The organism is Porphyromonas sp. COT-108 OH1349 (genome assembly GCF_000768755.1).
GTDB lineage: Bacteria > Bacteroidota > Bacteroidia > Bacteroidales > Porphyromonadaceae > Porphyromonas_A > Porphyromonas_A canoris.
Map to the genome: position 1 here is coordinate 2501 of NZ_JRAH01000022.1, position 25583 is coordinate 28083.

The following is a 25583-nucleotide window of genomic DNA, read 5'->3' on the forward strand; positions in this document are numbered from 1 at the left end:
CCATACCGGCGTCCTTTTTCCCGAAGTTACAGGACCAATTTGCCTAGTTCCTTAACCGCGAATCGCTCGAGCGCCTTAGTATACTCAACCCAACCACCTGTGTCGGTTTACGGTACGGGTGATACATTCGTCATAGCGCTTAGAGGGTTTTCTTGGGAGCTTGATTACATCCATATTGGGGCGCCCCGAAGGGCTTCCCATTCTTTCCGGCTTCAACTCTCGAGGCGGATTTGCCTACCTCGATCTGCGTCTTTGCCGTTCAACCCGGTTTTCCGTCTCCGGGCAGGACTGTCACTTCTCCGTCACCTCATCACTGGAATATATCAGTACGGGAATATTAACCCGTTCGTCCATCGAGTGCCCCTTGTCCGGGTTCCTCTTAGGCCCCGACTAACCCTGATCCGATTAGCGTTGATCAGGAAACCTTAGTCTTTCGGCGAGGGGGGTTCTCGCCCCCTTTATCGTTACTTATACCTACATTTGCTCTTCCGGAATGTCCAACCGAAGTTGTCCCTCGATCTTCTACCACGCCGGAATGCTCCCCTACCGATCACTACTGATCCCACGGCTTCGGTAAACTGCTTATGCCCGAGTATTATCCATGCCACGATCCTCGACTAGTGAGCTGTTACGCACTCTTTAAATGAATGGCTGCTTCCAAGCCAACATCCTAGCTGTCTTCGCATCATGACCGCGTTTGTTTCAACTTAGCAGTTATTTCGGGACCTTAGCCGATGGTCCGGATTCTTCTCCTCTCGGACATGGACCTTAGCACCCATGCCCTCACTCCTTGGTAAGCCTGTAAGCATTCGGAGTTTGTCTGGACTTGATAGGCGGCGAAGCCCTCGCATCCAATCAGTCGCTCTACCTCTTACAGCTCCGCCCAAAGGCTGCACCTAAATGCATTTCGGGGAGTACGAGCTATCTCCAAGTTTGATTAGCCTTTCACCCCTACCCTCAGCTCATCCGAAGACTTTTCAACGTCAACCGGTTCGGCCCTCTATGTGGTGTTACCCAAACTTCAGCCTGGCCAAGGGTAGATCACTTGGTTTCGCGTCTACTTCACGCAACTGTACGCCATTTAAAACTCGCTTTCGCTACGGATACAACTCTCTAAAGTCTTATCCTCGCTGCGTAAAGTAACTCGTAGGTTCATTATGCAAAAGGCACGCCGTCACACCTTAAAGTGCTCCGACCGCTTGTAGGCAAACGGGTTCAGGATCTATTTCACTCCTCTGTTCGAGGTTCTTTTCACCTTTCCTTCACAGTACTTGTTCACTATCGGTCTCTAAGGAGTATTTAGCCTTGGGAGATGGGCCTCCCGGATTCACACAGGATTTCTCGTGTCCCGCGCTACTCAGGTCTCTCGTCACTCCAACTTCAAAGTTTCGTATAAGGGGCTGTCACCCGCTTTGGCGATCCTTTCCAGAATCTTCTACTACCTGTCTGTTGTAAAGCTTTATTCGAGATCCTACAACCCCGACACTGCCGAAACAGCATCGGTTTGGGCTCCTCCCCGTTCGCTCGCCACTACTAAGGGAATCACTTTTGTTTTCTTCTCCTATGGGTAATGAGATGTTTCAGTTCCCCACGTTCGCTCCTGCAATATCTCACAGGTGACATGCTGTCGCATGCCGGGTTGCCCCATTCGGATATCTGTGGATCATTTCGTATTTGCCGATCCCCACAGCTTTTCGCAGCTTATCACGTCCTTCGTCGCCTCTTAGAGCCCGGTACAATACGGCTATTGTAGTTTTATATCATCCCATACTTGAGTACAGGAAAATCCTACTATATTCTTCTCTTCCGATATGTCTATGATCTCCTTGTTTTGTGGAGAATGACGGATTCGAACCGTCGACCCCCTGCGTGCAAGGCAGGTGCTCTAGCCAGCTGAGCTAATCCCCCTTAAGAGTTTGTTGTCTTGTTGTTGTCCCTCCAATCCCGCCGGTTGAAGTTCTTTCGTAGTCCCAGGCAGATTTGAACTGCCGACCTCTACATTATCAGTGTAGCGCTCTAACCAACTGAGCTATAGGACTGGATAGCAGATCGTACTCCCGAGTTCAAAAGTTTGAATCTTATGGCATCCCTTTTCATAATAGCTTCCCAAAAAGTTACCACACTGTTCTTCTCTCCAGCTCCCTTTCTGCTGTCAAAGTGGCACATCAAGCTGTTATTAAAGCCCTAACACACGGCATTCCAAGACTCGAACTCTTTCTTCACACGCTATGCCGATCTCTTAGAGGAAGAAGCTCGCTATCTCTTCCGGGGCTGACTTTCCATATACTCATCTCTTAGCATTTCCAAAAATCGGTATAATATCCGCCCATTACGTTCGTCAAAGAAGAATTCATCTTCTTATCATAGATCAATGTACACCTTTAGGCAGTACCATATCTTTGCATCACAATAACAAGAAAGGGAAAAATTATGATGAAATTTGACGTTCTACTTGTAGGAGAAGATTTTAAAGCCCATATTAGTCTTTTGGAGCGTATCACAGAGTGCAGGTATACTGTTGCATCAACCGCCGAAGAAGCTGTGGAAAAGATGCAGGGCATCCTCTTTGACATCGTTGTCATAGATCCAGATATCAATAATTCTGATCGTGCACTCATCCGAAAAATGCTCGAGATCCAACAGCCCGAAGCTCTTCTCTTGGAGGTGGATACGATAGAGCCGGAAGCTCTCGGCTCCCTACTCAGCAACCATATCAAAAGCCTCAAATCTCAACTGAAAGCAACTTATGTCGTCAAAGACGACGTCTTTTCGTTTTAAGAACAGCCTCTTTCTATGACTCCAATGATGTTGTGGGAAAGGACTTCGGGGATAGACCATGTGTAAGCTCGTAGAGCAAAATATCACTTTCCTCTCTATAATCAGTTCAAACACAAAAAAAAGATTTTATTATGAATGAAGTATCTACAAAAAGACCGATTAAGATTGTTGCATTTTCCGGCAGCACTTCAAGCACTTCAATCAACCGACATCTCGTTACATCTGTATTGAATCAGATGTTCGGACACGAAGTCCGGTTTCTCGATCTCAACGATTATGAGATGCCGATCTTCTCTGAAGACAGAGAAAAAGCCGGCTATCCTTCTCAAATAAAAGCATTTCTCGAAGCCATGGATGAAGCTGATGCCATAGTATGCTCATTGGCTGAACACAACGGCTCATATAGCGCTGCTTTCAAGAATATATTCGATTGGTCTTCTCGCGTTCGTCGTGAGGTATTTGCACAGAAACCCATGCTCCTCATGAGTACCTCACCCGGTCGACTTGGCGGAGCAAATGTCCTTGCTGCTGCCAAAAGTACATTTCCTCTCTACGGAGCAGATGTCGTTGCTACTTTTTCGCTTCCGAGTTTCGGGCACAACTTCGACGTCGAGAGTCTCAGCATCACGGACCATACCCTAAAGGCTCAATGCTCCGAAGCTGTCAGTACACTTCTGGCACGTTTGGAAAAATAATAAAGTAAAATAAAAAAGAGGGTGTGTCAAAACTTTCATTTTGACACACCCTCTTTTCATGTACACTAATACATCCGATGGAGCAGAGCGGAAGTTTTGTATCGGACACCGTAGTTTACTTACTTCTCATTGGATTTTCTCCAACAAAGCCTGAGAAGAACTTTCCGAAAAAGAATTCTAAATACGAGTAATAGGAATCGTTGTTATCATCCGAATTTAAGAAGAAGCCAGACATCTCTCCATATCGTTACAATAAGTTTATTGGGGGGGGGGGGGACCTCACGACACAAACGTTCAAAACAACACAAGATAGAGTTCAAAACTGATAACTTTGGCTCTCATTCATTATATAGAGGAGTAAGCTATTCCATTAAACGACCAAAGACTAAAAAAAGACAGCCCACTTGGAGTATATCCTCCGAGTGAACTGTCAGAAATTGGCGAAAGTGTGTGTACAGGAAAATTATCGTTTAGTGTCAAGGTGTCCGAAGCGACCGTTGTTAAAGTCCTCGAAAGCCTGTAAAAGCTCAGCCTTGGAATTCATCACAAATGGCCCATAGGCTGCTATCGGTTCTCGAAGAGGTTCGCCGCTCATCAAGAGAACCACCGTATCGGGGCGAGTAGCCTTGATGGCGAAATCCTCTCCATTGTGGGCAAACTTGATAAAGGTATCTGTGTCTATATCTCGATCTCCTATGCGGATAGCTCCACGGATCACAAGAAGTGCCGTGTTATGAGAAGCCGGGAAGGAAAAGTCCGCCCGACCACCTTCTCTAAGTTTGGCATTCATAAGATATATAGGGGAGTGGGTAGTTGCAGGTCCTACTGTCCCTTGATATTCGCCGGCGATCACTTCGACCATCCCGGCATCATCGGGAAGGATATGCTTACCCATAGATGCGTTGGTTATGGACTGATACTTGGGAGGAGACATTTTGTCTTTGGCAGGAAGGTTTGTCCAAAGCTGCACCATCTGAAACGGTCCGCCCTTTTTCGCCCATTCCGTACCGTGAAACTCTCGATGCAAGACTCCCTTGGCAGCTGTCATCCACTGTACATCTCCACGCCCTATGAGCCCACCGTGTCCCGCACTATCAGAGTGTTCAACTTCACCTTCATAGGCAATGGTTACCGTCTCAAATCCTCTATGCGGATGGACATCCACTCCCCCGGGGAGATCTGTTGGAGCAACCTCACGAAGGGCATTATAGTCAAGGAGGATGAAAGGATCCATCTCCTGCATGGAGAGTCCTTTGACAGAAGGGATAAAGTTGTGGACAAAGAAGCCGTCGCCTACCCAGTGTGAAGATTGCGGCGTTGTCACAAGTGCAATATCTTTCGTTCTCATAATTTTAGTCCTTTCTTTGCTATTGTTACTATCAACTTTATTTTACATCGCAAAGTTAGTCCCTGTTGATCTCTCCGACATTGACCTATGTTAAGAAGCGATGGAGACCCTTATCTCCCTTTTGCGATTGCTCTTCGGACACGGCTCAGGCTCTCCGGAGTGATCCCCAGATATGATGCAATCATTGTCTGAGGCACCCTCATAGGGATTTCGGGGAAATCCTTGATGAACCGCAAGTAACGCTCCTCCGCTGAAGCACTCTGAAGAAGCGTGATACGTCGATGAAGCATCTGTATATGCTCGTATAGCAACTGTCTGTCAAGCTCTGCGAAAGCAGGATCCTCACGGACGAGCTTTTGGAGTTGATTTTCATTGATCAAGAGCAGTCGGGTCGGCTCTATGGCTTGGATAAAGTGATTAGACGGCTGGTTGAAAAACACACTGTCTACATTCATCAAAAACCATCCCTCGACAGCAAAAAACAGCAAGTGTTCCTTTCCTTTGGGGTCTATCGAATACTCTCGTATCGCTCCTCTTTCGATAAAAAATCGATGGACACAAGTCTCCCCGGCATTCAGGATAAAGTCTCCTCGATCGTACTCTTTCACCATACTGTGCTTGAAGAGCATACTCCTCTGCTCATCGGTTAGTGGGACATTAGAGCGAAGAAAGTCATCAAAGAAATATTCTCTCATACTACATTCTTTTTTAAAAGGCAGACCATTATATATTCAAAGATATACATATTTGAAGAAAACACCCTGAAAAGATGCTCCGAAACAAGATTTAATGCACTTATTATCAGCCCCCCAAAAAGGATATGCATTTTGTCAAAAAGTTCTCTGCTTTCTTTTGAGGAAGAAAATAGGTAATTTTGCAGCTCAAAAAAGAATGAACATGCAAACAAATCGTCGAAATCTGCTTCGAGTTGTATCCTATCCACTATTTTACGCCATCACTTTTACGGCATGCCTTTTCTTGTTTCCGGACAGAAAAAGCCACTATATCTGCATGGGAGTTCTTTTAGCCGTGATGCTTATGGCCGCTCTCATTGAGCACTTTCTAAAGAAGAAGGTTGAAAAAGAGGAGAAGAAGAGGGTGAGCAAAGAGATACAGAAGCTGAAAAAGAGTCATTTACTGTACAGGATACCTTTCTTCTACTCTGTTCTGCTGAGCTTTTACATCATTTCAACGTGGAGCAGAGACACAGCATCCTCTTACGTTATCGTTTCTCTCGTAATAGCCATAGCTGTTCCTATCTTCGAGAGAATATGGAACAGAATAAAGAAAGCATAAGATCTTTCCGTTCGCTTGAAGTATAGCTCCGGCAGAAGTTTCCCGGACGAAGAAAGAAGAAAGGCATACTATTCCCAGCCTTAGAGCAGACCTTCAGCAGGGGTTTCCCAAGCAGTAGAGATAGAAGGAGGTCCCGTCCAATCTCTTAAAGCACACCTTTAAAGAAGTTTACCGGAAAGATAACGCAGAAAGAAAGACAGATCGCCCGGCTCTTAAAGCAGATCACCGAGAAGCGTTTGCCAGATGGGGAAATATGAAGAATCATCTTACCTTATTATCTAAAAACATGCCTCAATAAAAGTTTTCCGAAAAGAGTATAAAAAAAATAACGCAGGCCATGCTCTCGCACAGCCTACGTTCAACTATTGTCGTATGTTCCACAAAAGATTTAGATATGAGGTAAGAAAGATTGATTAGGTTCTACTTTCTAATGCAAATTTCGTCCATTTTACCTCTTGAAGCAATTTAGTATATATGTCGTACGTCATATTTTTAACCGCTATATCCTTAATCTTTTGAAGTCTCAATACCTGAAAGCGTCCAAATTTTACTTATCAGTGCCATTTATGGCCTCTAATACTGCAACTTCTATCGCTTCTCGCAGATCCGGGTCATTCTTGAGTGTCTCTTTCGTTGCATCTCTTCCCTGTCCGATGTTGGTTCCTTCGTACTTGAACCATGAACCTGCTTTTGCAATGATGTTATGCTCTACACCGAGGTCGATGAGCTCGCCCACGCGGTCTATTCCTTCGCCAAAGATGACATCGAACTCCGCTTTGCGGAATGGAGGAGCCACTTTGTTCTTGGCAACCTTTACCTTTAGAGGATAACCATAAACCTCTTCCCCATCTTTATATGGTGTGCCTTTGCGTATCTCCAAACGTACGGAAGCATAGTACTTCAAAGCATTACCTCCGGTTGTGGTCTCGCTTGGTCCGTAAACCACGCCAATCTTATCTCGAAGCTGATTGATGAAAATACAGCAGGTACGGCTTTTAGAGATGGCTCCCGTAAGTTTTCTCAGTGCCTGAGACATAAGTCTGGCATGAAGCCCCATCTTGGCATCTCCCATTGCTCCGTCTATTTCGGCTTTAGGGGTAAGTGCCGCTACGGAGTCGATGACAACGATGTCTACGGCAGAAGAGCGGATGAGCTGCTCTGCTATCTGGAGTGCTTGCTCGCCGTTGTCGGGTTGAGAGATCCAGAGGTTGTTGATGTCAACGCCCAGCTTTTCGGCATAAAATCTGTCGAAAGCGTGTTCGGCGTCAATGATGGCTGCCAGTCCGCCCTGCTTTTGAGCCTCAGCAATGGCATAGATGGCAAGGGTCGTTTTACCGGAAGACTCCGGTCCGTAGATTTCCACTATACGTCCACGAGGATAGCCACCAATACCGAGAGCCAAGTCGAGAGTAAGAGAACCGGAAGGTATAGCCTCAACATCGTCCACAACATCCTCTGCCATGTTCATAATAGCTCCCTTACCGAAGTCTTTCTGTATCTTTTCCATGGCAGCGAGCAGGGCTTTTCTCTTGTTGGCTTCAAGAGTTGCTTTCTCGTCCGATTTCTGTCCTGCTTCTACCGTTGGGTCATTTATATCGCTTTTTTTTGCCATATTTTTTAGAAGTTTTGAGTGTTAATTGTTCTTGAGTATCTCCAATATCTGGTCTGCATGATCCTTTGTGCGTACCTCTTTACCGGATATGATGTGTGTTACTCTGCCTTCTGCATCTATGATAAAAGAGGTGCGTTGGGTGCCCATATACTTTCTGCCATACATGCTTTTCTCTACCCAGACGCCAAAGATGTCTTGTAAAACATGTTCGGTATCCGCTATAAGGGTGAAAGGAAGATCGTACTTTTCGATGAAGGATTTATGGCTCTTGGCAGAGTCTTTGCTGATCCCGATAACCCGGATACCTACTCTCTTCAGCTCTTCTATGCCGTCTCTCAAACTGCATGCCTGTGCCGTGCAGCCGGAAGTATTGTCTTTAGGGTAGAAATAGAGAAGAGAAGGCTGCCCCAACAGGTCGGCAGCCTTGATCTCTTTTCCGTCTTGATCCAATCCGAGAACCTCGGGTATTTTATCTCCGACAGCTATCATAGTTCCAAGTCAATATCAAATTGTTCGTGCCATGGCAAGCCTTGCTTGTTGAGCTCTTCCATGAACGGATCCGGATCAAACTCTTCTACGTTATATACACCCGGTTTACGCCAGATGCCTTTGAAGAACATCATTGCACCTATTGTCGCAGGTACTCCGGTGGTATAGCTCACTCCTTGTGCTCCGGTTTCCTTATATGCTGCTTCGTGGCTACAGTTGTTGTACACGTAGTAAGTGCGTTCCTTACCATCCTTTATACCTCTTATGCGACAGCCGATAGAGGTCTGTCCGGTGTAGTTTTCACCCAACTCTTTCGGGTCAGGAAGCACTGCCTTAAGGAATTGAATCGGAACGATTTCACGACCTTCGTACATGATGGGTTCAATGCTCGCCATTCCGATGTTTTGGATAACGCGAAGGTGTGTGAGATATTCCTGCCCGAAAGTCATCCAGAAACGTGCTCGCTTGATGGTCGGGAAGTTTTTAGTAAGAGACTCCAACTCTTCATGGTAAAGAAGATAAGACTCTCTCGGACCCACTTCAGGGTAAGTGATAGGCTGATGAATCTCTTGCGGTTCGGTCTCTACCCACTGACCATTCTCCCAATATTTGCCTTTCTGAGTGATTTCGCGAATGTTGATCTCCGGGTTGAAATTGGTTGCAAAGGGGCGTTTGTGATCTCCGGCATTGCAGTCTACGATATCGAGGTAATGGATTTCATCGAAATGGTGCTTGGCTGCATACGCTGTGAATACGCCGGTAACACCCGGATCGAAACCACAACCAAGTATTGCGGTAAGCCCTGCTTGCTCAAATCTCTCTTTGTATGCCCATTGCCAGTGATACTCGAACTTCGCTTCGTCTATCGGCTCATAGTTTGCAGTGTCGAGATAGTTCACGCCGCACTCAAGACATGCATCCATAATGGTGAGATCCTGATAAGGAAGAGCAACATTAATGACAAGCTCCGGCTGGAACTCCTTAAACAGTTTTACCAACTCTTCTACGCTATCCGCATCTACCTGAGCCGTTTTGATCTTTGCTTCTTTAATGTTTGCAGCGATGGCATCACACTTCGATTTTGTGCGACTTGCCAGCATAATGTCCGTAAAGACATCGCTGTTCATCGCTACTTTCTTGGCGACAACGGTACCGACACCGCCTGCACCTATAATGAGAACACGTCCTTTCATTCGTTCTATTTCTTTTAATGTTTTTGATGGATGATATAGATACCAAAGATACGCATTATTTTTTTGAAAACTGAATGCGCTCGGTAGCAACCCCTGCTACGTATCCTTTTCCCCCTTTGACATTGCTGGGCAATATGATAGGTGTAGTGAGTCCTTCGATAAAATCCTCCGACTCCAACGTATTTATAGCCCTAAGGTAAAAGTAAAATCCTTCAGTAATGGAGGATAAAAGCACATAATATTCTGCTCCGGGTCTGATCTGTGCCACTCTCACTCCGGACTTTAGAGTGTATGTTCCGTTCAGCCATTTATCGTAAAACACACCCATGTTATTGTTTGGAGAGCTAAAGTAAGAGTCTTCATCACTTGTGGTTGCGGTGCTCTTCCCGTCATTCATGACCGGTTCTTGCGAATGGTTCATACTTAAAATCCTTCGATAAGGCTTGTCTTCAAAGACTCCCTCTTCGGCAAAACGCAGCTGATAGAAGTTTTTCTCGTCTTTAGGATCCGTCATTGTAGTGTACAGCGTACCATGTTGCTTGCCTACTACCGGCTCTTCCCAGCTTATCTTATCTATGCCGACGCTTTTCGGGATGGCGGTTTCCGCCACAGTCTGATGCTTTCCATCCTTTGTTGCCACCTCCAATCTGATACGATCTCCCGGATTAAACTTCTCTGTAGTCAGGAAACAAGGGCGATACACCTGCTTATGAAACAGACGATAAACCGTGTGTGGCACCGGATCTTTCACCCGTACATCGTTAATGAACAGCTTTACATCTGCTTCTTTTTCCGGGATTGGATTCAAAAGTCCCGTACGAGATACATATATATAGTGGTTGCTCAAAGAAGTATCGAATATGGCATTTACTATCAGCTCTTCCTTATAACCGGAAATATCCATAGGGACTTCATCCACGCATCTGCTGAACAGCACTACTGAAAGAAGGATTAGAGCTGCAGCTTTAATCTTATTTAGATGATAATATATACTTTTCATGACGGGTTAGAATTTATAAGTATAAGATATGGATGGAAGGATAGGCAGAATGGAGACTCTCTTTAACATCGGAACCGCAGTCTTTTCTCTCTCTATTCTTCCTGCTCCTGTCTGGAGCAATAAAAAGGTTGGATTGCGTCTATTATAGACATTGTACACAGAGAAATTCCACTGACTCTTGCCTCTCTTATGCTTAACGTAGTAGTTGAGCGAAAGGTTCAACAGGTGAGTCGAAGGCATTTGATAGTTGTTTCTTGATGTTACAAGAGGTGTTTGGGTAATACGATTTCCTCCGTTGTCCAAGTGATTTATATAGTACTCCCCATAATGTCCGGTGGATTGATTCGCTATATATTCCGTCATTCCTATACCTACCGTAGCTCTTCCGCCGGATCTATACTCCCATGTAGCCGTTAAGTCCAGAGCTTTCGAGAAGGCATACGTCGCAACGATATTGAAATTGTGTCTGCGGTCAAACTGCACCGGAAACCAGGCTCCCTGGTTTATTCCATTGGGACTGAATCTTCTTTCACTCTTGGCATAAGTGTAGCTTGCCCAGCCTGTAAGATTTCCTTCTGTTTTTTGTGCCATTACTTCGACACCATAAGAGCGTCCCTCGCCTTGCTCTACCTTCTCTTGCCATCCCGAAGAGAAGCCCATAAACATTGCGCCATCCTTGTACTCTATTGCATTATCAATGGTCTTGTAATACCCTTCGGTAGACAATCTCCATCCGTTTATCGCATCAGAGTAGAGACCCAAAGCATATTGATCTGCACTCATCGGGCTTATCCGTTCCATGGCAGGCACCCAAAGATCCGTAGGCATGCTGAGACCGAAAGAGCTTAGCAGGTGAATGTTCTGGCTCATCTTCGTATAAGAGAGCTTGACATCGAATATATCCGTCGGTGCTATCCTTACGGAAGCGCGAGGTTCTAAGGAGTGATAAAGCTTTCCGTTCACTCCAAACATAGAGTAACGCACGCCCACATTACCGTCCAACCATGGCAGCAGCCTCATCTCATCCTCTGCATAGAAAGACACATCGTGCGCTTGTATAGGCTTTGCACTCTGATTAAGAGCTTTCAAAACATCGGCATCTTCCGGGTCTTGTTGCTTTACGGGGTCAAACGACAACGCCTCCGGTTTGAAAGTATGATAGATATACTCCCCTCCAAACTTAATGGTGTGGTTATGCACGGGGTAATACTCCATATCCATACGGGCAGAAAGGTCCTCTATACCCGAAGTAAACTGCAGATGATATCCGTTGGTCAGCTCAGATTTCCCATCTGTTATCACATACTCATTCTCTTTATTTGACGTCCTGAGTTTGTATCTGGAGTAGGCTATTGTGGTATTGGAGAAGAGTCGGGAAGAGAATATATGATTCCATCTAAGCGAAGAGACGATATTTCCCCAAGACATTTCACTGTCTGACTTCGACTGATACCTGTTCATGCTATGCTCGAAGTGTGTATAGAGATTATCGTCTCCGCCGTACAGACTCAGGAATAGTCTGTCTCTGTCTCCGAATCTATGGTTCAGCTTCAACGTGAAGTCCTGGAAGTAGTATCCGCCTTTCTCGTCTTGAGTCATGAATGGACGTGCCAAAATATCCGCATAAGTCCGGCGATAAGAAGCATGAATAGAGGTTTTATCTTTAACGATAGGCCCTTCAAAATGCAGCTTGGAGGAGATCAGTCCGATGCTTGCCGTACCGTGATACTCTCTCATATTCCCATCATTTGTTCTGATGTCCACAACGCTCGAAAGCCTTCCCCCGAATCTCGAAGGGAAGCTACCCTTGTAGAGATCCACTCTCTTGATCGCTTCCGGAGTGAATACGGAGAAGAATCCAAGCAGGTGATTTACATTGTAAAGCGGCACTCCGTCAAGCAAAAAAAGGTTTTCATCCTGTCCGCCTCCGCGTACAAAGATGCCGGCACTACCATCTATCCCGGCTTGTACACCCGGTAAAAGCTGTATTGTTTTCAAGGGATCCGCTTCTCCGAGAAGCGCAGGAGCTCTGCGAATAATCTCAAGAGGCACTTCCATGCTTCCCATTCGTGAGCCGGTCAGCTCGGAGTCGTTTTTTCTTCCGACCACCACAACCTCATCCAGCTCTTGTGGTGCGAGATAGACGTTGATGACGGTATCTTTTCCCGTCAGTCGGATCGTCTGAGGCTGACAGCCGGCAGAATAAACCTCTACTTCTTGAGAACTGCAAGGGAGTTCCAGGCTGAAAAAACCATACGAATTGGTCAATGTTCCGGTCTTTAACTGTGGTTCTTTTATTCTTGCCCTGATGATGATCTCTTGCGAGCCCTTTTCATAAACATAACCGCTTATCCTCTGTTTGCAGTTTTTACTCTGTGCCGCGATGGGTTCAAAGCAACACAGAGATAGAAGAAACAGACTTAGAGAAAAGAGTATGCCTCTCTTACCGAAAGCCGTTCCGAGAAAGTGTCGATGCTTCATGCCAACATGGAGATTTAAGATCCGAAGATCTGTGAATAATATTTTACTTCAATGTTAATAGATTCAGACTTTTGCAAAAGGTTAACTTTTGACTCCGATCGCCAAAGATATGAAATAAATCTATTAAAGAAGAGTGTATTACGGCTTGCTTTTGCTCTCAAACTTCTCTCTTTAAGCATTGTTGTGTCCCGAATGATATTCTTGTGTGTATGAACTATAATTTTTATTTTCGCACCCGATATTATTCTTGTCTTTTTCTACAACACACATGATTGAAGAAGACAAGACTTTAACAATATATAAAGAACTGTTCCTCAAAAAGATAAAGAAAAATAATATGACATTTATGCACAAAACAAGACTACTTTTACTCCTGATACTGGGCACACTTGTTGTTACAGCCTGCCGGAAAGATCCCCTTCGCCCGAACGAGAAGAAGGATCCGGAAGTAGAGCAACCGGAAAAACCGAAAGAGAATGACCCTCCGGCGCAGACAGATCTCTTCCCAAAACCGGATGGTTCACGCATTCTTACGGGTTCTCCGGCGGAGAGAGTTTTTGCTCTGCTCTCAAATATGACATTCGATGAGCCTCTTCCTCTCGGAGAGACCCGGATTACAGAGGCTCAGCTGAACGAGATAAAGGCTTTTGCCGATAAGCTCGTGGCAGAAAAGCAACCTAAAAACCAAAGAGAAATGCACGATCTTCTGTTTGGCTGGATTCGGAAAAACGTCAAGTATGGCAATACTTTCGATCCCTCCATACCGGACTACAACAGTGCCTATACGACATTCAAGCACAAAGTGGCTATCTGTCAGGGATACTCCAATCTCCTAAAAGTGTTCTGTCATACGCAGAAGATTCATGCCCCGATAGTAAACGGACTGGCTCGCTTCAACACTCTCGGAAATCCATTGGGGCATGCGTGGAATTATGTTTTACTTGATGGCAAATGGTTTGTATCGGATGCAACCAACGGCATTTTCTACGATGCGAACGATCCCAAAAGGTTCGACTTCCTTTTGCCGGAACGCTTGGACTTTCCTCTCTTCCGGGATGAGAAGTTCGTGTGTACCTATGAAAAAAGGGAGCTTACTATAAGTAGCGTTCAAGATTCATTTACGGGAGAAAAACTCATTGTACCTTATGGCATGGGAGGGTTTCAGATAGGAAATTTCAATCCGACCCATCTGCCAAAATCTGTAAAAGAGATCTACCTTGGTCGCAACATCAAAATGCTCGGCACCTCAGACCATCTCAATCTCAAGGAGTCCGGCAAAAATGTAGAGAAGATACTCGTAGATCCGGAAAACCCTCACCTTGAGGAGTATAAAGGCACTATTTATATCAAAGGAGACAAGTCCAATCTGCCTCTTTTCATTCCGGCACGTCTGAAAGTGGTTAAGATGAAACCCATGAAGAATGTTGGTAAAAATGTTATCTTCGGACACGAAGGAATGGAAGAGCTGTACTTTGAAGAAGGAACGGAGACTATCGAAGACTATGCGGTGGAAGCGTGTCCTAACCTCCGTAAGGTCTACCTTCCCAAGTCTGTCAAGAGTGTTGCGGACCGGGCTTTCTTCCGATGCCATTCCGAACTAAAAGTCGTACGTCTGTAGACCGGTTGGGTTTGGCAAAATTGTTTTAGAAAAAAGGCAGAAGACCGATGTGTTTTTAGAGGAGCACATCGGTCTTTTTATATAAAAACGGAGAGCTGGAAATCGAGAGCAAGAGAGAAGATTTTTGGCGTGGAGAGGGTAAATTTGCCAAGTCGTTTTAGAGTAAAACGCTAAGAATAAAATCGATACGATAAAATCTCATTCTCGGAGAAAAAATTTTATCAGTGCTTTTCATGGGCTGTTTTCGCGTTAATAGATGCAATTTTTAACACCCCTATATGTAAATATTTCCCAATAAAGAAATTTACCTTTTAATGCACGTTTTGGAGCAAAAAAGCATAAAAACCTGGCAAATAGCGCTTTAATGATTTCGGCTAAACACGTTAAGCGAATCCGGTAAACGTGTTTAATGAAATCGGTAAACGTGTTCACTGAAAAATTAAACACGTTAAGCCGAAACAATATGCTCGTTTACCATTTTTGCTGAACAGGCATCAAAATTTACGTTAATAAAACGGGCTGATTTAACAAATCCGGCACCCCTCCGAAAACGCCCCCTCCGATCAAAATAGAGAGCCCAAAAAAAGAGAGCATTTTTGGGGATCGAATATATAAAAATCAAGAAAGAGGAAAGACGGAAACGGGCAGACAAAAGTCGCTCTTACCATTTCAAAACTGCCTTATAAGAGTATAGCCCAAAAAGAAAAGCAGGACACCTCCTACCACACTCACGGCAAGATAGCCAAGTAAAGAAAGAAGACTCTCCCACTTTAGCAGCATAAAACCATCCATGGCAAAGGTCAAAAATGTGGTGAAACCGCCACACACTCCCACCGTAAGGAAGAGGCGAAGATTCTCATCGCCTATATTCCCTCGCTCCATCGTGCCGTAGAGCAGTCCCATCAGGAGACATCCTATAAGATTGACAGCCAGCGTTCCCCAAGGGAAAGCTCCGGCGATGCCATCCTGCACATATCGGGAAAGAAGAAAGCGCATCACTCCCCCGATGAAGCTGCCACAGCCGATATAAAGAATTGTCTTAAGCATTGTGCATTCCGTATCGCATAAACCTCTCATCACCCATAGGTGTGAATACTTATGCCTTGTGCCGATGGAAGAAAATTGACTCCATACCAGCAGATCTGCAAACACAAGAAAGAGAAAAGCAGTAGCCACAGCGCGGTAGCCACCTTACGAGGTCTGCTAAGCCGGTAATGGATATAGAGCAGATAGGCAAGCATCGTTATGGCAGCCCATGTCTCTTTCGGATCCCAACTCCAATAGTGTCCCCATGCAAGCTTTGCCCAAAAAGCTCCTAACAGAAGACCGATCATCAGAAAGGCAAGCCCGGTGTAAGCCAACCCGTCCGATACGGACATCAGTCGGAGTGCGTGATCCGCTTCTCCTTTTTTCTTCTCTATCCATAAGGCATAGAGAGCAACCAGAAGTCCCGCCCCCAGCATGCCGTAAGAGAACATATAGGAGATGACATGTGGTACAAAGAACGGACTTTCCAGCGCCGGCATCATACTCTTGTTGTGGATCTCCGGACGCACCAGATTGATCACAATAAAAACAGAAGCAAGAATGGTGGAAAATCCCAATATCCACTTGTAGTGCCATCGCAGGTAAACGATAACGCCGGCAAGCAGTGCAAAGAACGAATACCACAGACGCGTCTCCCCCATGGTACGCATAGGCGGACGTTCGAGGGAGTGCCACATAAGCCCGATATAGGTTCCGAACAGAATGAGAGCCAGTATGGAAAGAGCAAGCGCTCCGTTTCTTTTCTCCTTAAAAGCCATCCACGCACCGCAGGCAGCCAGCAACACGGTTGGGAGAGCGTAGTATATCATATCGTTCCAAGTAGTCATAGCTCGTTCTCTTTAGATGAAGGTACATAAGTGGGCTGGGGCAGGATGAAGAGACATACCGCTCCCAGCAGCATCAATAGCAGTCCGACATAGACAAAAGGCATCCACGGATCTTTTACAAGCTCGAATACGGAAACATTGCTCCACCTTCCCATCTCTTGATCATAGCTTAGCTGATAGATGTGCCAGCCTTCAAACTTTATGGGATGATTCACTGAAATCTCGCCTTTGACATATCCGCCTCCCGGACTGTAAATAGAGACCTTCGAGCGAAACTGCTTTGGCTCCGGATCCGGCATAACGATACTCAAGCTGTCCGGCAGGGATAGCCCTCTGAACGGAATGAGATAACTGCCGGACGTAACCCATCCGTTCACCTCCTCACCCGTGCTGCTGTTCGTGGCGCGTACTTTAACGCCATGCACCGCTCCCGTACTGCCAAACTCCACAAAGTGAATACTGTCTTTCGAGACCACGGGTGAGCTGTAAGGGAGATACTCCAACGCTTCCACCTTCCACGCTCCCGTTCTTCCGGAAGATGGTGTCTCCTCCACCGACAGATGCCATGGATGACCTGAAGGAAGCGTCTCGCCGGTTCTGCTGTCTATGATCATCAGCTTGGGAGGATACTCTTCCAGCTCGAAGGCTTCCAGCTCGATCGCCAGAGGAAGCTCGTAAAGCTCGGAAGAGAAATCTTTTGTTCCTCTCCATTCGGGCATATTGGTCGAAGCATCCACCTGCATTCGGAATCTTTTCAGATCATGAGCACCCAACACTCCGGCAAGGAGTGCTATGTAGAGTCCTAAGTGATTCAGCAGGAAAGAGACGTACCTGCCCCACGTCATGTTCCTTTTCCGCCCTCTAAGGATAAATGCAAAGGTAGCACCTCCAAGCAGTATCAGCAGAAGCAGATAGCTTACCAGAAAGTACCACGTAGAGAGTATATGGCTGAAGCCGAGAGTGTGTACCAGCATCTTCAAATCCTCTCCGGAGGCTGCCGAAAGCTCTATCTGCCTCGTCAGACCCATGATGATAGAGACTGCCATGAGGGTTGCAATGGCGGCAATAGACATTTTATATCCGGTCAGAAACGTGGCTATCCGAACCTTTTTACGTGCAAGAACGGCAAGAAGAACGGAGAGGAAAAAGACCCAGATGCCTCCTATCAGATTGAAAGGATAGGCAAAGCCTTGAGCAGGTATAGGTCCGAGTATGAAATGAAACAGTACACCGATGATAACAAGAGCCACAGAAATAGCAAATGCTTCACGATATCCCCAAGGTTGTTTCCACATAATATTATATATATAGGTATCCGTGTGTAACACTAACAGATAGAGACCGCATAGAAGATGCTACATCTGCCATACGATCTCTCCTCTATACTTTTTGTAAACAGATCTTGCTCTTGCGAGAGAGAGGATCTGTCTTATTTTCAGATGCGTTTTTGCTGCTTCGCTTTCTCTATCCACTCAGGAACCACAACGTCCAAGAACTTCTTCTTATTGGCATGAAGCTCTTCAGGATTAAGCCCTATATAACGCTGTGCTTTCTCTTTGGTAGAGATGTCAGGCATAGGAACGTCTCCGGTAAAGCCGAGATTGGCAAGCACTTTGGAGATTGCGAGCCTTGCTTGAAGCGCTCTCTCCAATCCGTTGGACAATATACGGGTTACCTCTTGAGGCGCATGGAACGAAGCACCATGCGAAGCCACACCATAGTCCCAACGCCATTGCGCCTGACGGATATACTGCAACACCGGTTTCATGATCTCTTCGGTTGCTCCCTTATCCCAGGCAAACTTCGCCTCTATATGAGCTGCGGCAAGCTCTTTTTCGAGCTTATTCCGGATTTCGTTTGCCATACGCTGACGATCGTAGACATTTTGGCGAAGCACCTCTTCGCTTTCACGGTGGCAGGTCTGACACGTTCTGTCTATATAGTTGAGCGGACTCTGTATGTGGTGGTCGCTGAACTTCACACCACCCTGACTCATATACGGCATATGACAGTCGGCACAAGCCACACCTCTTTGAGCGTGTATGCCGAGCTGCGCTATCTCATAGTCGGGGTGCTGAGCCTTCAAGATAGGAGCTTTACTTATGGCATGGATGTAGTCGTAGTACTCTATTTCGTCGAAATACTTCTCTACATCTTCCATTGTTGTGCCTTTATCCCAAGGGAAAGTGAGGTATTTGTTCTCCTTGTAGAAGTAGTATTCCACGTGGCACTGTGCGCATACCAAAGAGCGCATCTCCTGATGAGTGGCTTTGGTAATATCTTTTCCCATTCTCTCGAAAGCCTCTATGAGTGCAGGGCGAGAGATACGAAGATCCATTGTTTCGGTATCATGACAGTCGGCACAGCCTATCGGATTGACGATTTCACTGCCCATCTCGCTCCACTTCTTCTGGTAAAACTCCCCGATGCCTATCGCTTGCATCATTCTCGGAACATCAGGACTTTTACATACCCAGCAGGTCGACGGCTGTATATCATCCATTCCGTCTACACCCGGACTACCTGTACGCAACGTGTGGAGCATATCATGGATGGCATAGTAGTGCCCTCGCGGACTCCCGTACTCCCTTGAAAATGCGTATCCTGCCCAAAATACCACCATCTCCGGACGTTGTGCCAGCACATCCACAAACTTATTTCCGTTGAACTCGGAAACAAACGATGTATCTGCTGTCTGCAACCATGTTTCGTACTCACGAGGATAGTTGGATTGGAAGAGTGCATTCCGAGCTTCCATCGGAGCGATCTCCACTTTCTTATTGGCAAAGATCGACCGGACCTCTGCACGACGTTCCGTAATGGATGCAGCCAATAAACCTAAACAGAAAACCGCAACCATGGCAGATATAAACAGAACCCAACCCTGCCAGCTTTTCAGTCTTTTTCTTTCTTTCATGGGTGTATCTTTTTTTCTTATTCTATCCGTTTGTTATTATCTCTTGTTTTTCTCTTCGTCCATCTTGCTTCTCAACCACTCCGGAACAGGAGATTCCGGATAAGGTACAAGGGCTGAAGGGGTAGATGAAAGACTGTTCTTCCCTCCGTGAGGCACGTCTCTATGACAGTCCCAACAAGCTCTGCCATCGCCATGGTTCAGCTCTTTACGGGTCATCCGTCCGGTCTTGACAAACTCCTGGTTGAGCTGCATGTGACAGCGGATACAGTTGTCATATATCACTTCACGGCTTGCGGTGATGGCTTGCATAGCTTGCGGCTCTTGTCTCATAGTGAATACATAAGAGTGTCTCAAGCCATCTTTCGCCTTGAAATAGTACTTGTTCAGAATGTTGTTATGGGGGACATGGCAGTCGTTACACGTAGCCACAAGCATGTGCGAAGAGTGTTGCCATGTAGCATAATAGGGGCCCATGACGTGGCAGTTGACGCACACCTTCGGGTCGTCTAAGAGGTAGCTGTAAGCTTTGGAAGCATAAACCAGGTATGCTCCCAACCCAAACGTTACGCCAAGAAGGAGTATCGCCACCACCTTGGAGCCATAAGCAGGAAGTAAACTCTGTATCAGAGAGCGTACTCGGTAAGATAGAGATTGCTTGCTGCGCATAAGCCGTTAAGTTTTTTGAACCACAAATAGTAGTGATTAAATGAAGTAAATTTTATGATTAAACCATACAATATCACTACCTAATACCACAAAATTATATATTAGATTTATTATTTCCAAATCCAAGATGATTTTAGATCATAAAATGAACACGTTAACAACTTAGGTTTAACACGATCTTTTTTCTCGCTGAACAGATTCACAACTCAAAATCGAGGTTGGAATTGCACGGTTCAAGCCTTGATTGTTGCATTTCAAGCCTTGATTTGCACGGATCGAGGCTTGATTTTTAATATTATAAAGGTTAAGATACTCTTCTGTTACCGATAAACTCTTTTTTTGAATACTTATAAACGAGTTTTTGATTCTCCATCCGGATTTTCATTCAAAGATGAGAGGATAATGCTCATAACCAAACATTTCTCAACGAGTTAGTTTCCTATAATTTGAGAAAGAAGAGAAAATAATAGTTTGAATATTGACAAGTAGTAGTTATATTTGTAATCCCTTGAATATTAACAAATCAAAAAAGAACCGCATCCTATGGTAAACTACAAGTTGGAACAGATTAAAGCCATAGAGCCTGCTTGTAAACAGAAACTGATCAAGGCAGGCATCGAAAATACTATGGCTCTCTCCAGGGCGAGTAAAACCAGAGTAATGAGAAAAAAGCTCTCGGAACAGACCAAAATAGATGAGAGACGCATCCTTAAATGGGCGAACATGGTGGATCTCCTACGCGTGAACGGCATAGGAGCAGACTATGTTTCTATTTTAGTCATAATAGGCATCGGTTCCATGAAAAACCTAAGCTGTGCAGATCCGGAATATATCGTGCAGAAGATGGCAGAGGTAAACGACAAAAAAAATATCGTCAAACGCACTCCTCTTGTTACCGTTGTGAACAAATGGATAGAGCAGGCAAAGGTGTTGCCCAGAGGATTGGAGCCTTAGTACGAAAGGAGAGTAAAAGGAAAAGAAATCGGCAGAAGATCCATTCCGGAGATCTTCCGCCGATTCTCTTTTTATATTTCTTTCCAATCAGGATAACTATTATTAAAAGTGTTCTTACCTGAAAAGAGAGATTAAATTCTGTTTGTCATTAGAAGGCAAAGATAGGACGAGCCTTAAGAAGAGCATCCTTTGCAGGCCCCTGCAAGGAAGAGTTGTAGAACAATACGCCTTGAGAAATATTGTTATTGCGTTCTGCGCTGGAACGATAAGTATTCTCTGTAAGTTTTTGAACTCCCACTGCTCCAATTTTATCAAGAGCTGCATTGATCTTCTTCATTACTTCTTTGTCTTTATTGGCCAAGAACCTGATATTTCCACTGAATGGACCGTGACACATCAGAGTAAGCTCTTTAGGAGATGGAAGATACCATCCTGTTGTAGTTGCAGGAACAGGATTTGCCGCAGCAAATTCTTTGAGCCTAACAATTGCTGTTACAGGCCATGCAGAATTTTCCGGAGCATTGTTGAATGCTTCCAAAGCTTTAGAGTTATTGTACCCAACAGTCTTATTAAGATTGGTCGAAACATCGTCTTCTGCTGTCACGGGAGTTTCATATTGCTTGGCATTTGCTTCGACCCAAGCCCCCACAGTATTGTTATAGGTCTTGTAATTCTCTTGCCATTGACATTGTAGTATTTCTGTTAGGGATACAACCAACCCGTTGGTACACTTAGGGAAGTCTCTCTTCATCGCTTTATCTTGCTTGGTAGCATCACCAATCCAGAATACAATGCCTATAATCTTCTTGGCATTATCTATCTGATCGGATGTAGAGCCGTCTTCATAGTAAAAGTCTCCCACTCTTGGAGGTCTTACCGGAAGCTCTACGATAACGATACACTTGGCTGTCTTGCCTCCGGCTGCTGCTGTAATCTCTGCAGTACCAGCTGCCACTGCGGTCACAAGACCTGCTTCTGTAACGGTAGCAACACTCTTATTGGAAGAAGTCCAAGTAACTGTCTTGTGCGTTGCATTCTCCGGTAGGACCGTTGCACTAAGTTTCAATCTTTCTCCTACAACCAACTCTAGAGAGGTCTTACTGATAGTAACGCTCTCCACTAAGATAGGATTGACCTTGACTCTGCACTGAGCACTCTTATCGCCGGTCTTTGCTGTAATAGTGGCTTCTCCTTCTCCTTTTGCAACCACTTTACCATTGTTATCCACGGTAGCCACCGCCTTGTCGGAAGAATCCCATGTTACGGTTTTGTCTTCTGCGTTATCCGGAGTCACGGTAGCCTTAAGCACCACCTCCTCACCAATAGTCATCTCGTGATTTTCCTTATCCAAGGTAATACCCGATACAGGCACTGCTGCCACAACGACCTTACATATCGCAAACTTTCCACCTGCTGTTGCTTTCACTTCTGCCTCACCCAATCCAATGGCTGTTACCTTACCGGTCTTGTCCACAGATACGATATCCGTTTTTGAAGATGTCCATGTAAGCTCCTTGTTTTCTGCATCCGCAGGAGTGATGGTTGCAGTAAGCTGTTCCGTGTCTCCCTTAAAGAGCTGGAGAGATGTCTTGTTCAACGCAACATTGGTAACCAAAATCGGATCTTTCTTACATGATGTAAGAGCAAAAATCGACAAAAAAACCAAAGTCAACAGACCATTGATGTGAATTCTTTTCATAGCTTTCTTTGTTGTCATGAATAAAAAAGGTTAAACATTAATATTTATAATCGCGTTTTCAAACTTAAGGATATGTGTGGTCACCGGCCCCAAAATTAAAGATTTATTCCGGATAGACAAATATTTATTTCACAATTAACCAACTAAAATCCTCTTCTCTACTCTTTCCTCTAAAGATTTTAGAAAAATCACAACCCTTTTATGCTTTTCCGGCGAAAGAGAAAAGACCGAAAATAATCCTGCTTTCATCTTTCCACATGTCTATAAAAAGGGAAACAATCCATATAAAAGCAGCTATAAATAGAAGTAGATATTTTTATACCAGAGCCAGAATGCCGGTATTTCTGATAACGGCTCAGAAAAGGAATTTTTATCCTTACTTACGGCTTGTTTTCCTCTAATATTTTTTCTAAATTTGGAAAGCCTTCAGAAAGAATAAATCCGAAGGCTGAGGGCAAAACCTTTATAATGAAAGAGACAAAATTATTACATACACCAAAAAGAGCGTCCGTGCATTTATATGAACGGCTCTCTCATTAAATCACGTACTTATACCCAATATAACATGGCATCTGCAACATTGTTCATCACTAAGAGAGATGGAAAGAAGGAACCCTTTTCACCACAAAAGATAGAGGAGGCAATAGTAAAAGCCTACCGTGCTTGCGGTCTCTGCGAAAACAGAGATCTTATCCGTAATATAGTGGATCAGGTCTGTATGAAAATCACTAAAGAGGATCCGGGAGTAGAAGAGATACAAGACCTTGTAGAGCATGAGCTGATGGTGCATAACCCTTTCGTGGCTAAGAAATATATCATCTACCGAGAGTGGAGAAACGTCGAGCGCGATAAACGAACCGGAATGAAGCAAATCATGGACGGCATTGTTAAGATTGAGAAGAACGATATCAATCTGAGCAATGCGAATATGTCCGCTCATACACCCGCAGGTCAGATGATGACTTTTGCTTCTGAGGTTACCAAAGATTATACCAACAAATATCTGTTGGGCGTGAAATATGCACGCGCTCACAGGAATGGAGACATTCATATTCACGACTTGGACTACTACCCGACCAAGACCACAACATGCTTGCAGTACGACTTGGAGGATCTCTATGAGAGAGGATTCCGAACCAAAAACGGCAGTATCCGAACTCCACAAAGCATCCAAAGCTATGCGACACTCGCAACGATCATCTTCCAAACCAATCAAAACGAACAACATGGAGGGCAATCCATCCCGGCTTTTGACTATTTCATGGCTCCAGGAGTACGGAAGTCTTTCCAAAAGCATCTTGCAGAGACATTGAAGCTGATAGTCTCTTTGGAAAGCGGGAAGGAGATCGAACGCAAAGAGATACAGCAAAAGCTTGCAGAACAGCACATTTCCGTTCAGGAGAAGAAAGAGGAGCAAGAGAAAGCTATTGCCTCTATCCTTTCCATGATCGAGGGTATAGACGAAAAAGGAGTAAGGAAAGCGTGGCAACATGCCATGGATAAGACCATACGTGAAACCCATCAAGCGATGGAGGCATTCATACATAACCTTAACACGATGCATTCTCGTGGAGGAAATCAAGTGGTCTTCAGCTCCATCAACTACGGTACCGACACCTCTCCGGAAGCGCGTTTGCTGATGAGAGAACTGCTCTCCGCAACAATGGAAGGGCTTGGACATGGAGAAGTGCCGATATTCCCGATACAGATCTTTAAGGTTAAAGATGGTGTCTCTTACTCTGAAAAAGACTGCGCAAAGGCTTTGGCAGACTTCCCAAAAGCTCTAAGCGGAGAAATGGAGTTTGAAGCTCCGAACTTTGACCTGCTTATTGAGGCATGTCGTACTACTTCAAAGGCTCTCTTCCCTAACTTCGTATTCTTGGATGCTCCGTTTAATAAACATGAGAAGTGGAGTGCCGATGATCCCAAACGCTATCTCTACGAGGTGGCAACAATGGGATGTAGAACAAGAGTATTTGAAAATCTCCATGGAGAGAAGAGTTCCGTCGGACGCGGGAACCTATCTTTTACTTCTCTCAATATGCCTCGTTTGGCAATAGAGGCGATAAGGGAAGCGGAAGAAAATAATCCGGGAGCGGATAAACACACCATCCGCAGAGAGGCAAAAGAGATATTCCTCGAAGGAGTACGAAAGACTTCCGAAATGATAGCCGAACAGCTGTACGACAGATATAAATATCAGAAAAGCTCATTGGCAAGACAGTATCCGTTCATGATGGGTAATGATGTCTGGAAAGGCGGTGGCAGCTTAGATCCTAACGATGAAGTGGGAGAAGTAATAAAGAGCGGTACTCTCGGTATAGGGTTCATTGGCGGACACAATGCCATGATCGCAATATATGGAGAGGGGCATGCGCACAATCAGGAGGCTTGGCAGACTCTATATGATGCTGTCTTGGTGATGAATGAAGTGGTAGAAGAGTACAAAAAGAAGTATGGACTCAACTATTCTGTACTGGCTACTCCGGCAGAAGGACTCTCCGGTAGATTTACTCGTATGGATAAAAAGAAATATGGAGTAATAGCCGGAGTAAATGACAGAGACTATTACGTGAACTCTTTCCACATAGATGTCAAAGAACCTGTAACCATCTTTGAAAAGATAAAGAAAGAAGCACCTTTCCATGCCATCACGAGAGGAGGACACATTACTTATGTAGAGCTTGACGGAGAAGCGAAGAAAAACATTTCCGGCATTCTTAAGATCGTCAAGGCAATGCACGATGAGGGTATCGGCTATGGCTCTATCAATCACCCGGTGGATACATGCAACAAGTGTGGCTATAAAGGTGTAATATATGCGAAATGCCCTGTGTGCAGTGGTGAGAACATTGCAAGGCTAAGACGTATTACGGGATACCTTACCGGATCTTTGGATAGCTGGAACTCTGCCAAGCAGGCAGAAGAGCACGACAGAGTGAAACACTCCAAATAACTATAAG

At 45.0% G+C, this 25583-nt stretch carries 19 protein-coding genes, 2 tRNA genes and 1 rRNA gene (1 of these 22 cut by a window edge); 6 read left to right on the forward strand and 16 right to left on the reverse strand.

Features of this window, described 5'->3' with window-relative positions; genetic code table 11:
• The 3 genes from JT26_RS05730 to JT26_RS05740 all read right to left on the reverse strand — a co-directional run.
• Window positions 1-1762: ribosomal RNA gene (locus tag JT26_RS05730) — 23S ribosomal RNA — on the reverse strand; it reaches 1128 nt to the left of the window's first position.
• Between the two features lie 72 nt (window positions 1763-1834).
• Window positions 1835-1908: transfer RNA gene (locus JT26_RS05735), tRNA-Ala, on the reverse strand.
• Window positions 1909-1965: 57 nt separating this feature from the next.
• Window positions 1966-2039: transfer RNA gene (locus JT26_RS05740), tRNA-Ile, on the reverse strand.
• Window positions 2040-2430: 391 nt separating this feature from the next.
• Here JT26_RS05740 and JT26_RS05745 point away from each other — a divergent pair.
• Complete coding sequence (locus JT26_RS05745; protein WP_036847488.1) at window positions 2431-2778, forward strand: hypothetical protein; 348 nt, start codon at window positions 2431-2433, stop codon at window positions 2776-2778.
• A 131-nt stretch (window positions 2779-2909) separates the two neighbouring features.
• Window positions 2910-3473, forward strand: a complete 564-nt coding sequence (locus JT26_RS05750) for an NADPH-dependent FMN reductase (RefSeq protein ID WP_200879744.1) — start codon at window positions 2910-2912, stop codon at window positions 3471-3473.
• Window positions 3474-3936: 463 nt separating this feature from the next.
• Here JT26_RS05750 and JT26_RS05755 read toward each other — a convergent pair whose 3' ends face one another.
• Together JT26_RS05755 and JT26_RS05760 are read right to left on the reverse strand one after the other, a co-directional pair.
• A complete protein-coding gene (locus JT26_RS05755; RefSeq protein WP_036847491.1) occupies window positions 3937-4821 on the reverse strand; it encodes a pirin family protein in 885 nt (294 codons plus the stop codon).
• A 110-nt stretch (window positions 4822-4931) separates the two neighbouring features.
• The gene (locus JT26_RS05760; RefSeq protein ID WP_036788143.1) at window positions 4932-5516 is read right to left on the reverse strand and encodes a Crp/Fnr family transcriptional regulator; all 585 of its coding nucleotides are present in this window, start codon (window positions 5514-5516) and stop codon (window positions 4932-4934) included.
• Between the two features lie 196 nt (window positions 5517-5712).
• Here JT26_RS05760 and JT26_RS05765 point away from each other — a divergent pair, with 196 nt between their 5' ends.
• Window positions 5713-6117, forward strand: coding sequence for a hypothetical protein (locus JT26_RS05765; RefSeq protein WP_152567000.1), 405 nt, complete (start codon window positions 5713-5715; stop codon window positions 6115-6117).
• Between the two features lie 547 nt (window positions 6118-6664).
• Here the strand turns inward: JT26_RS05765 and recA are convergent.
• The 5 genes from recA to JT26_RS05790 are packed head-to-tail and all read right to left on the reverse strand — an operon-like array spanning window position 6665 to window position 12892.
• Window positions 6665-7729, reverse strand: a complete 1065-nt coding sequence (gene recA, locus JT26_RS05770; protein WP_036788147.1) for a recombinase RecA — start codon at window positions 7727-7729, stop codon at window positions 6665-6667.
• A gap of 21 nt (window positions 7730-7750) precedes the next feature.
• Window positions 7751-8218: a thioredoxin-dependent thiol peroxidase gene (bcp, locus tag JT26_RS05775; RefSeq protein ID WP_036847497.1), complete on the reverse strand. Its 468-nt coding sequence runs from the start codon at window positions 8216-8218 to the stop codon at window positions 7751-7753.
• Window positions 8215-9411: a saccharopine dehydrogenase family protein gene (locus JT26_RS05780; RefSeq protein ID WP_036788151.1), complete on the reverse strand. Its 1197-nt coding sequence runs from the start codon at window positions 9409-9411 to the stop codon at window positions 8215-8217. Before JT26_RS05780 ends, bcp begins: the two co-directional genes overlap by 4 nt.
• A 55-nt stretch (window positions 9412-9466) precedes the next feature.
• Window positions 9467-10411: a DUF4249 domain-containing protein gene (locus JT26_RS05785; RefSeq protein ID WP_036847501.1), complete on the reverse strand. Its 945-nt coding sequence runs from the start codon at window positions 10409-10411 to the stop codon at window positions 9467-9469.
• A 6-nt stretch (window positions 10412-10417) separates the two neighbouring features.
• Window positions 10418-12892 carry a TonB-dependent receptor plug domain-containing protein gene (locus JT26_RS05790; RefSeq protein ID WP_052110385.1) on the reverse strand — a complete coding sequence of 825 codons (2475 nt, stop codon included), beginning with the start codon at window positions 12890-12892 and terminating at the stop codon, window positions 10418-10420.
• Window positions 12893-13238: 346 nt separating this feature from the next.
• On the opposite strand from JT26_RS05790, the gene JT26_RS05795 reads away from it, so the two are divergent.
• A complete protein-coding gene (locus JT26_RS05795) occupies window positions 13239-14510 on the forward strand; it encodes a transglutaminase domain-containing protein (RefSeq protein ID WP_160217638.1) in 1272 nt (423 codons plus the stop codon).
• Between the two features lie 669 nt (window positions 14511-15179).
• On the opposite strand, the gene crcB is transcribed toward JT26_RS05795, so the two are convergent.
• The 5 genes from crcB to nrfH form a co-directional block, all read right to left on the reverse strand.
• Complete coding sequence (gene crcB, locus JT26_RS05800; protein ID WP_036847738.1) at window positions 15180-15557, reverse strand: fluoride efflux transporter CrcB; 378 nt, start codon at window positions 15555-15557, stop codon at window positions 15180-15182.
• 29 nt (window positions 15558-15586) lie between these two features.
• Window positions 15587-16384 (reverse strand): cytochrome c biogenesis protein, encoded by a 798-nt coding sequence (locus JT26_RS05805; protein ID WP_036788159.1) that lies wholly within the window; start codon window positions 16382-16384, stop codon window positions 15587-15589.
• Entirely contained in the window at window positions 16381-17679 is a 1299-nt protein-coding gene (locus JT26_RS05810; protein ID WP_036847507.1) for a cytochrome c biogenesis protein ResB, read from the reverse strand. Before JT26_RS05810 ends, JT26_RS05805 begins: the two co-directional genes overlap by 4 nt.
• A 140-nt stretch (window positions 17680-17819) precedes the next feature.
• Window positions 17820-19301 carry an ammonia-forming cytochrome c nitrite reductase gene (gene nrfA / locus JT26_RS05815; RefSeq protein ID WP_036788163.1) on the reverse strand — a complete coding sequence of 494 codons (1482 nt, stop codon included), beginning with the start codon at window positions 19299-19301 and terminating at the stop codon, window positions 17820-17822.
• A gap of 36 nt (window positions 19302-19337) precedes the next feature.
• Complete coding sequence (gene nrfH / locus JT26_RS05820; RefSeq protein ID WP_036847511.1) at window positions 19338-19967, reverse strand: cytochrome c nitrite reductase small subunit; 630 nt, start codon at window positions 19965-19967, stop codon at window positions 19338-19340.
• A gap of 543 nt (window positions 19968-20510) precedes the next feature.
• Between nrfH and JT26_RS05825 the strand changes: the two genes are divergently transcribed.
• Window positions 20511-20921 carry a DUF4332 domain-containing protein gene (locus tag JT26_RS05825; protein WP_036847514.1) on the forward strand — a complete coding sequence of 137 codons (411 nt, stop codon included), beginning with the start codon at window positions 20511-20513 and terminating at the stop codon, window positions 20919-20921.
• 148 nt (window positions 20922-21069) lie between these two features.
• Here JT26_RS05825 and JT26_RS10185 read toward each other — a convergent pair whose 3' ends face one another.
• On the reverse strand, window positions 21070-22620 hold the full coding sequence (locus JT26_RS10185; RefSeq protein WP_052079562.1) for an Ig-like domain-containing protein: 1551 nt from the start codon (window positions 22618-22620) through the stop codon (window positions 21070-21072).
• Between the two features lie 565 nt (window positions 22621-23185).
• Between JT26_RS10185 and JT26_RS05835 the strand changes: the two genes are divergently transcribed.
• Window positions 23186-25576, forward strand: a complete 2391-nt coding sequence (locus tag JT26_RS05835) for an anaerobic ribonucleoside triphosphate reductase (RefSeq protein ID WP_036847744.1) — start codon at window positions 23186-23188, stop codon at window positions 25574-25576.
• Window positions 25577-25583 lie beyond the last annotated feature (7 nt).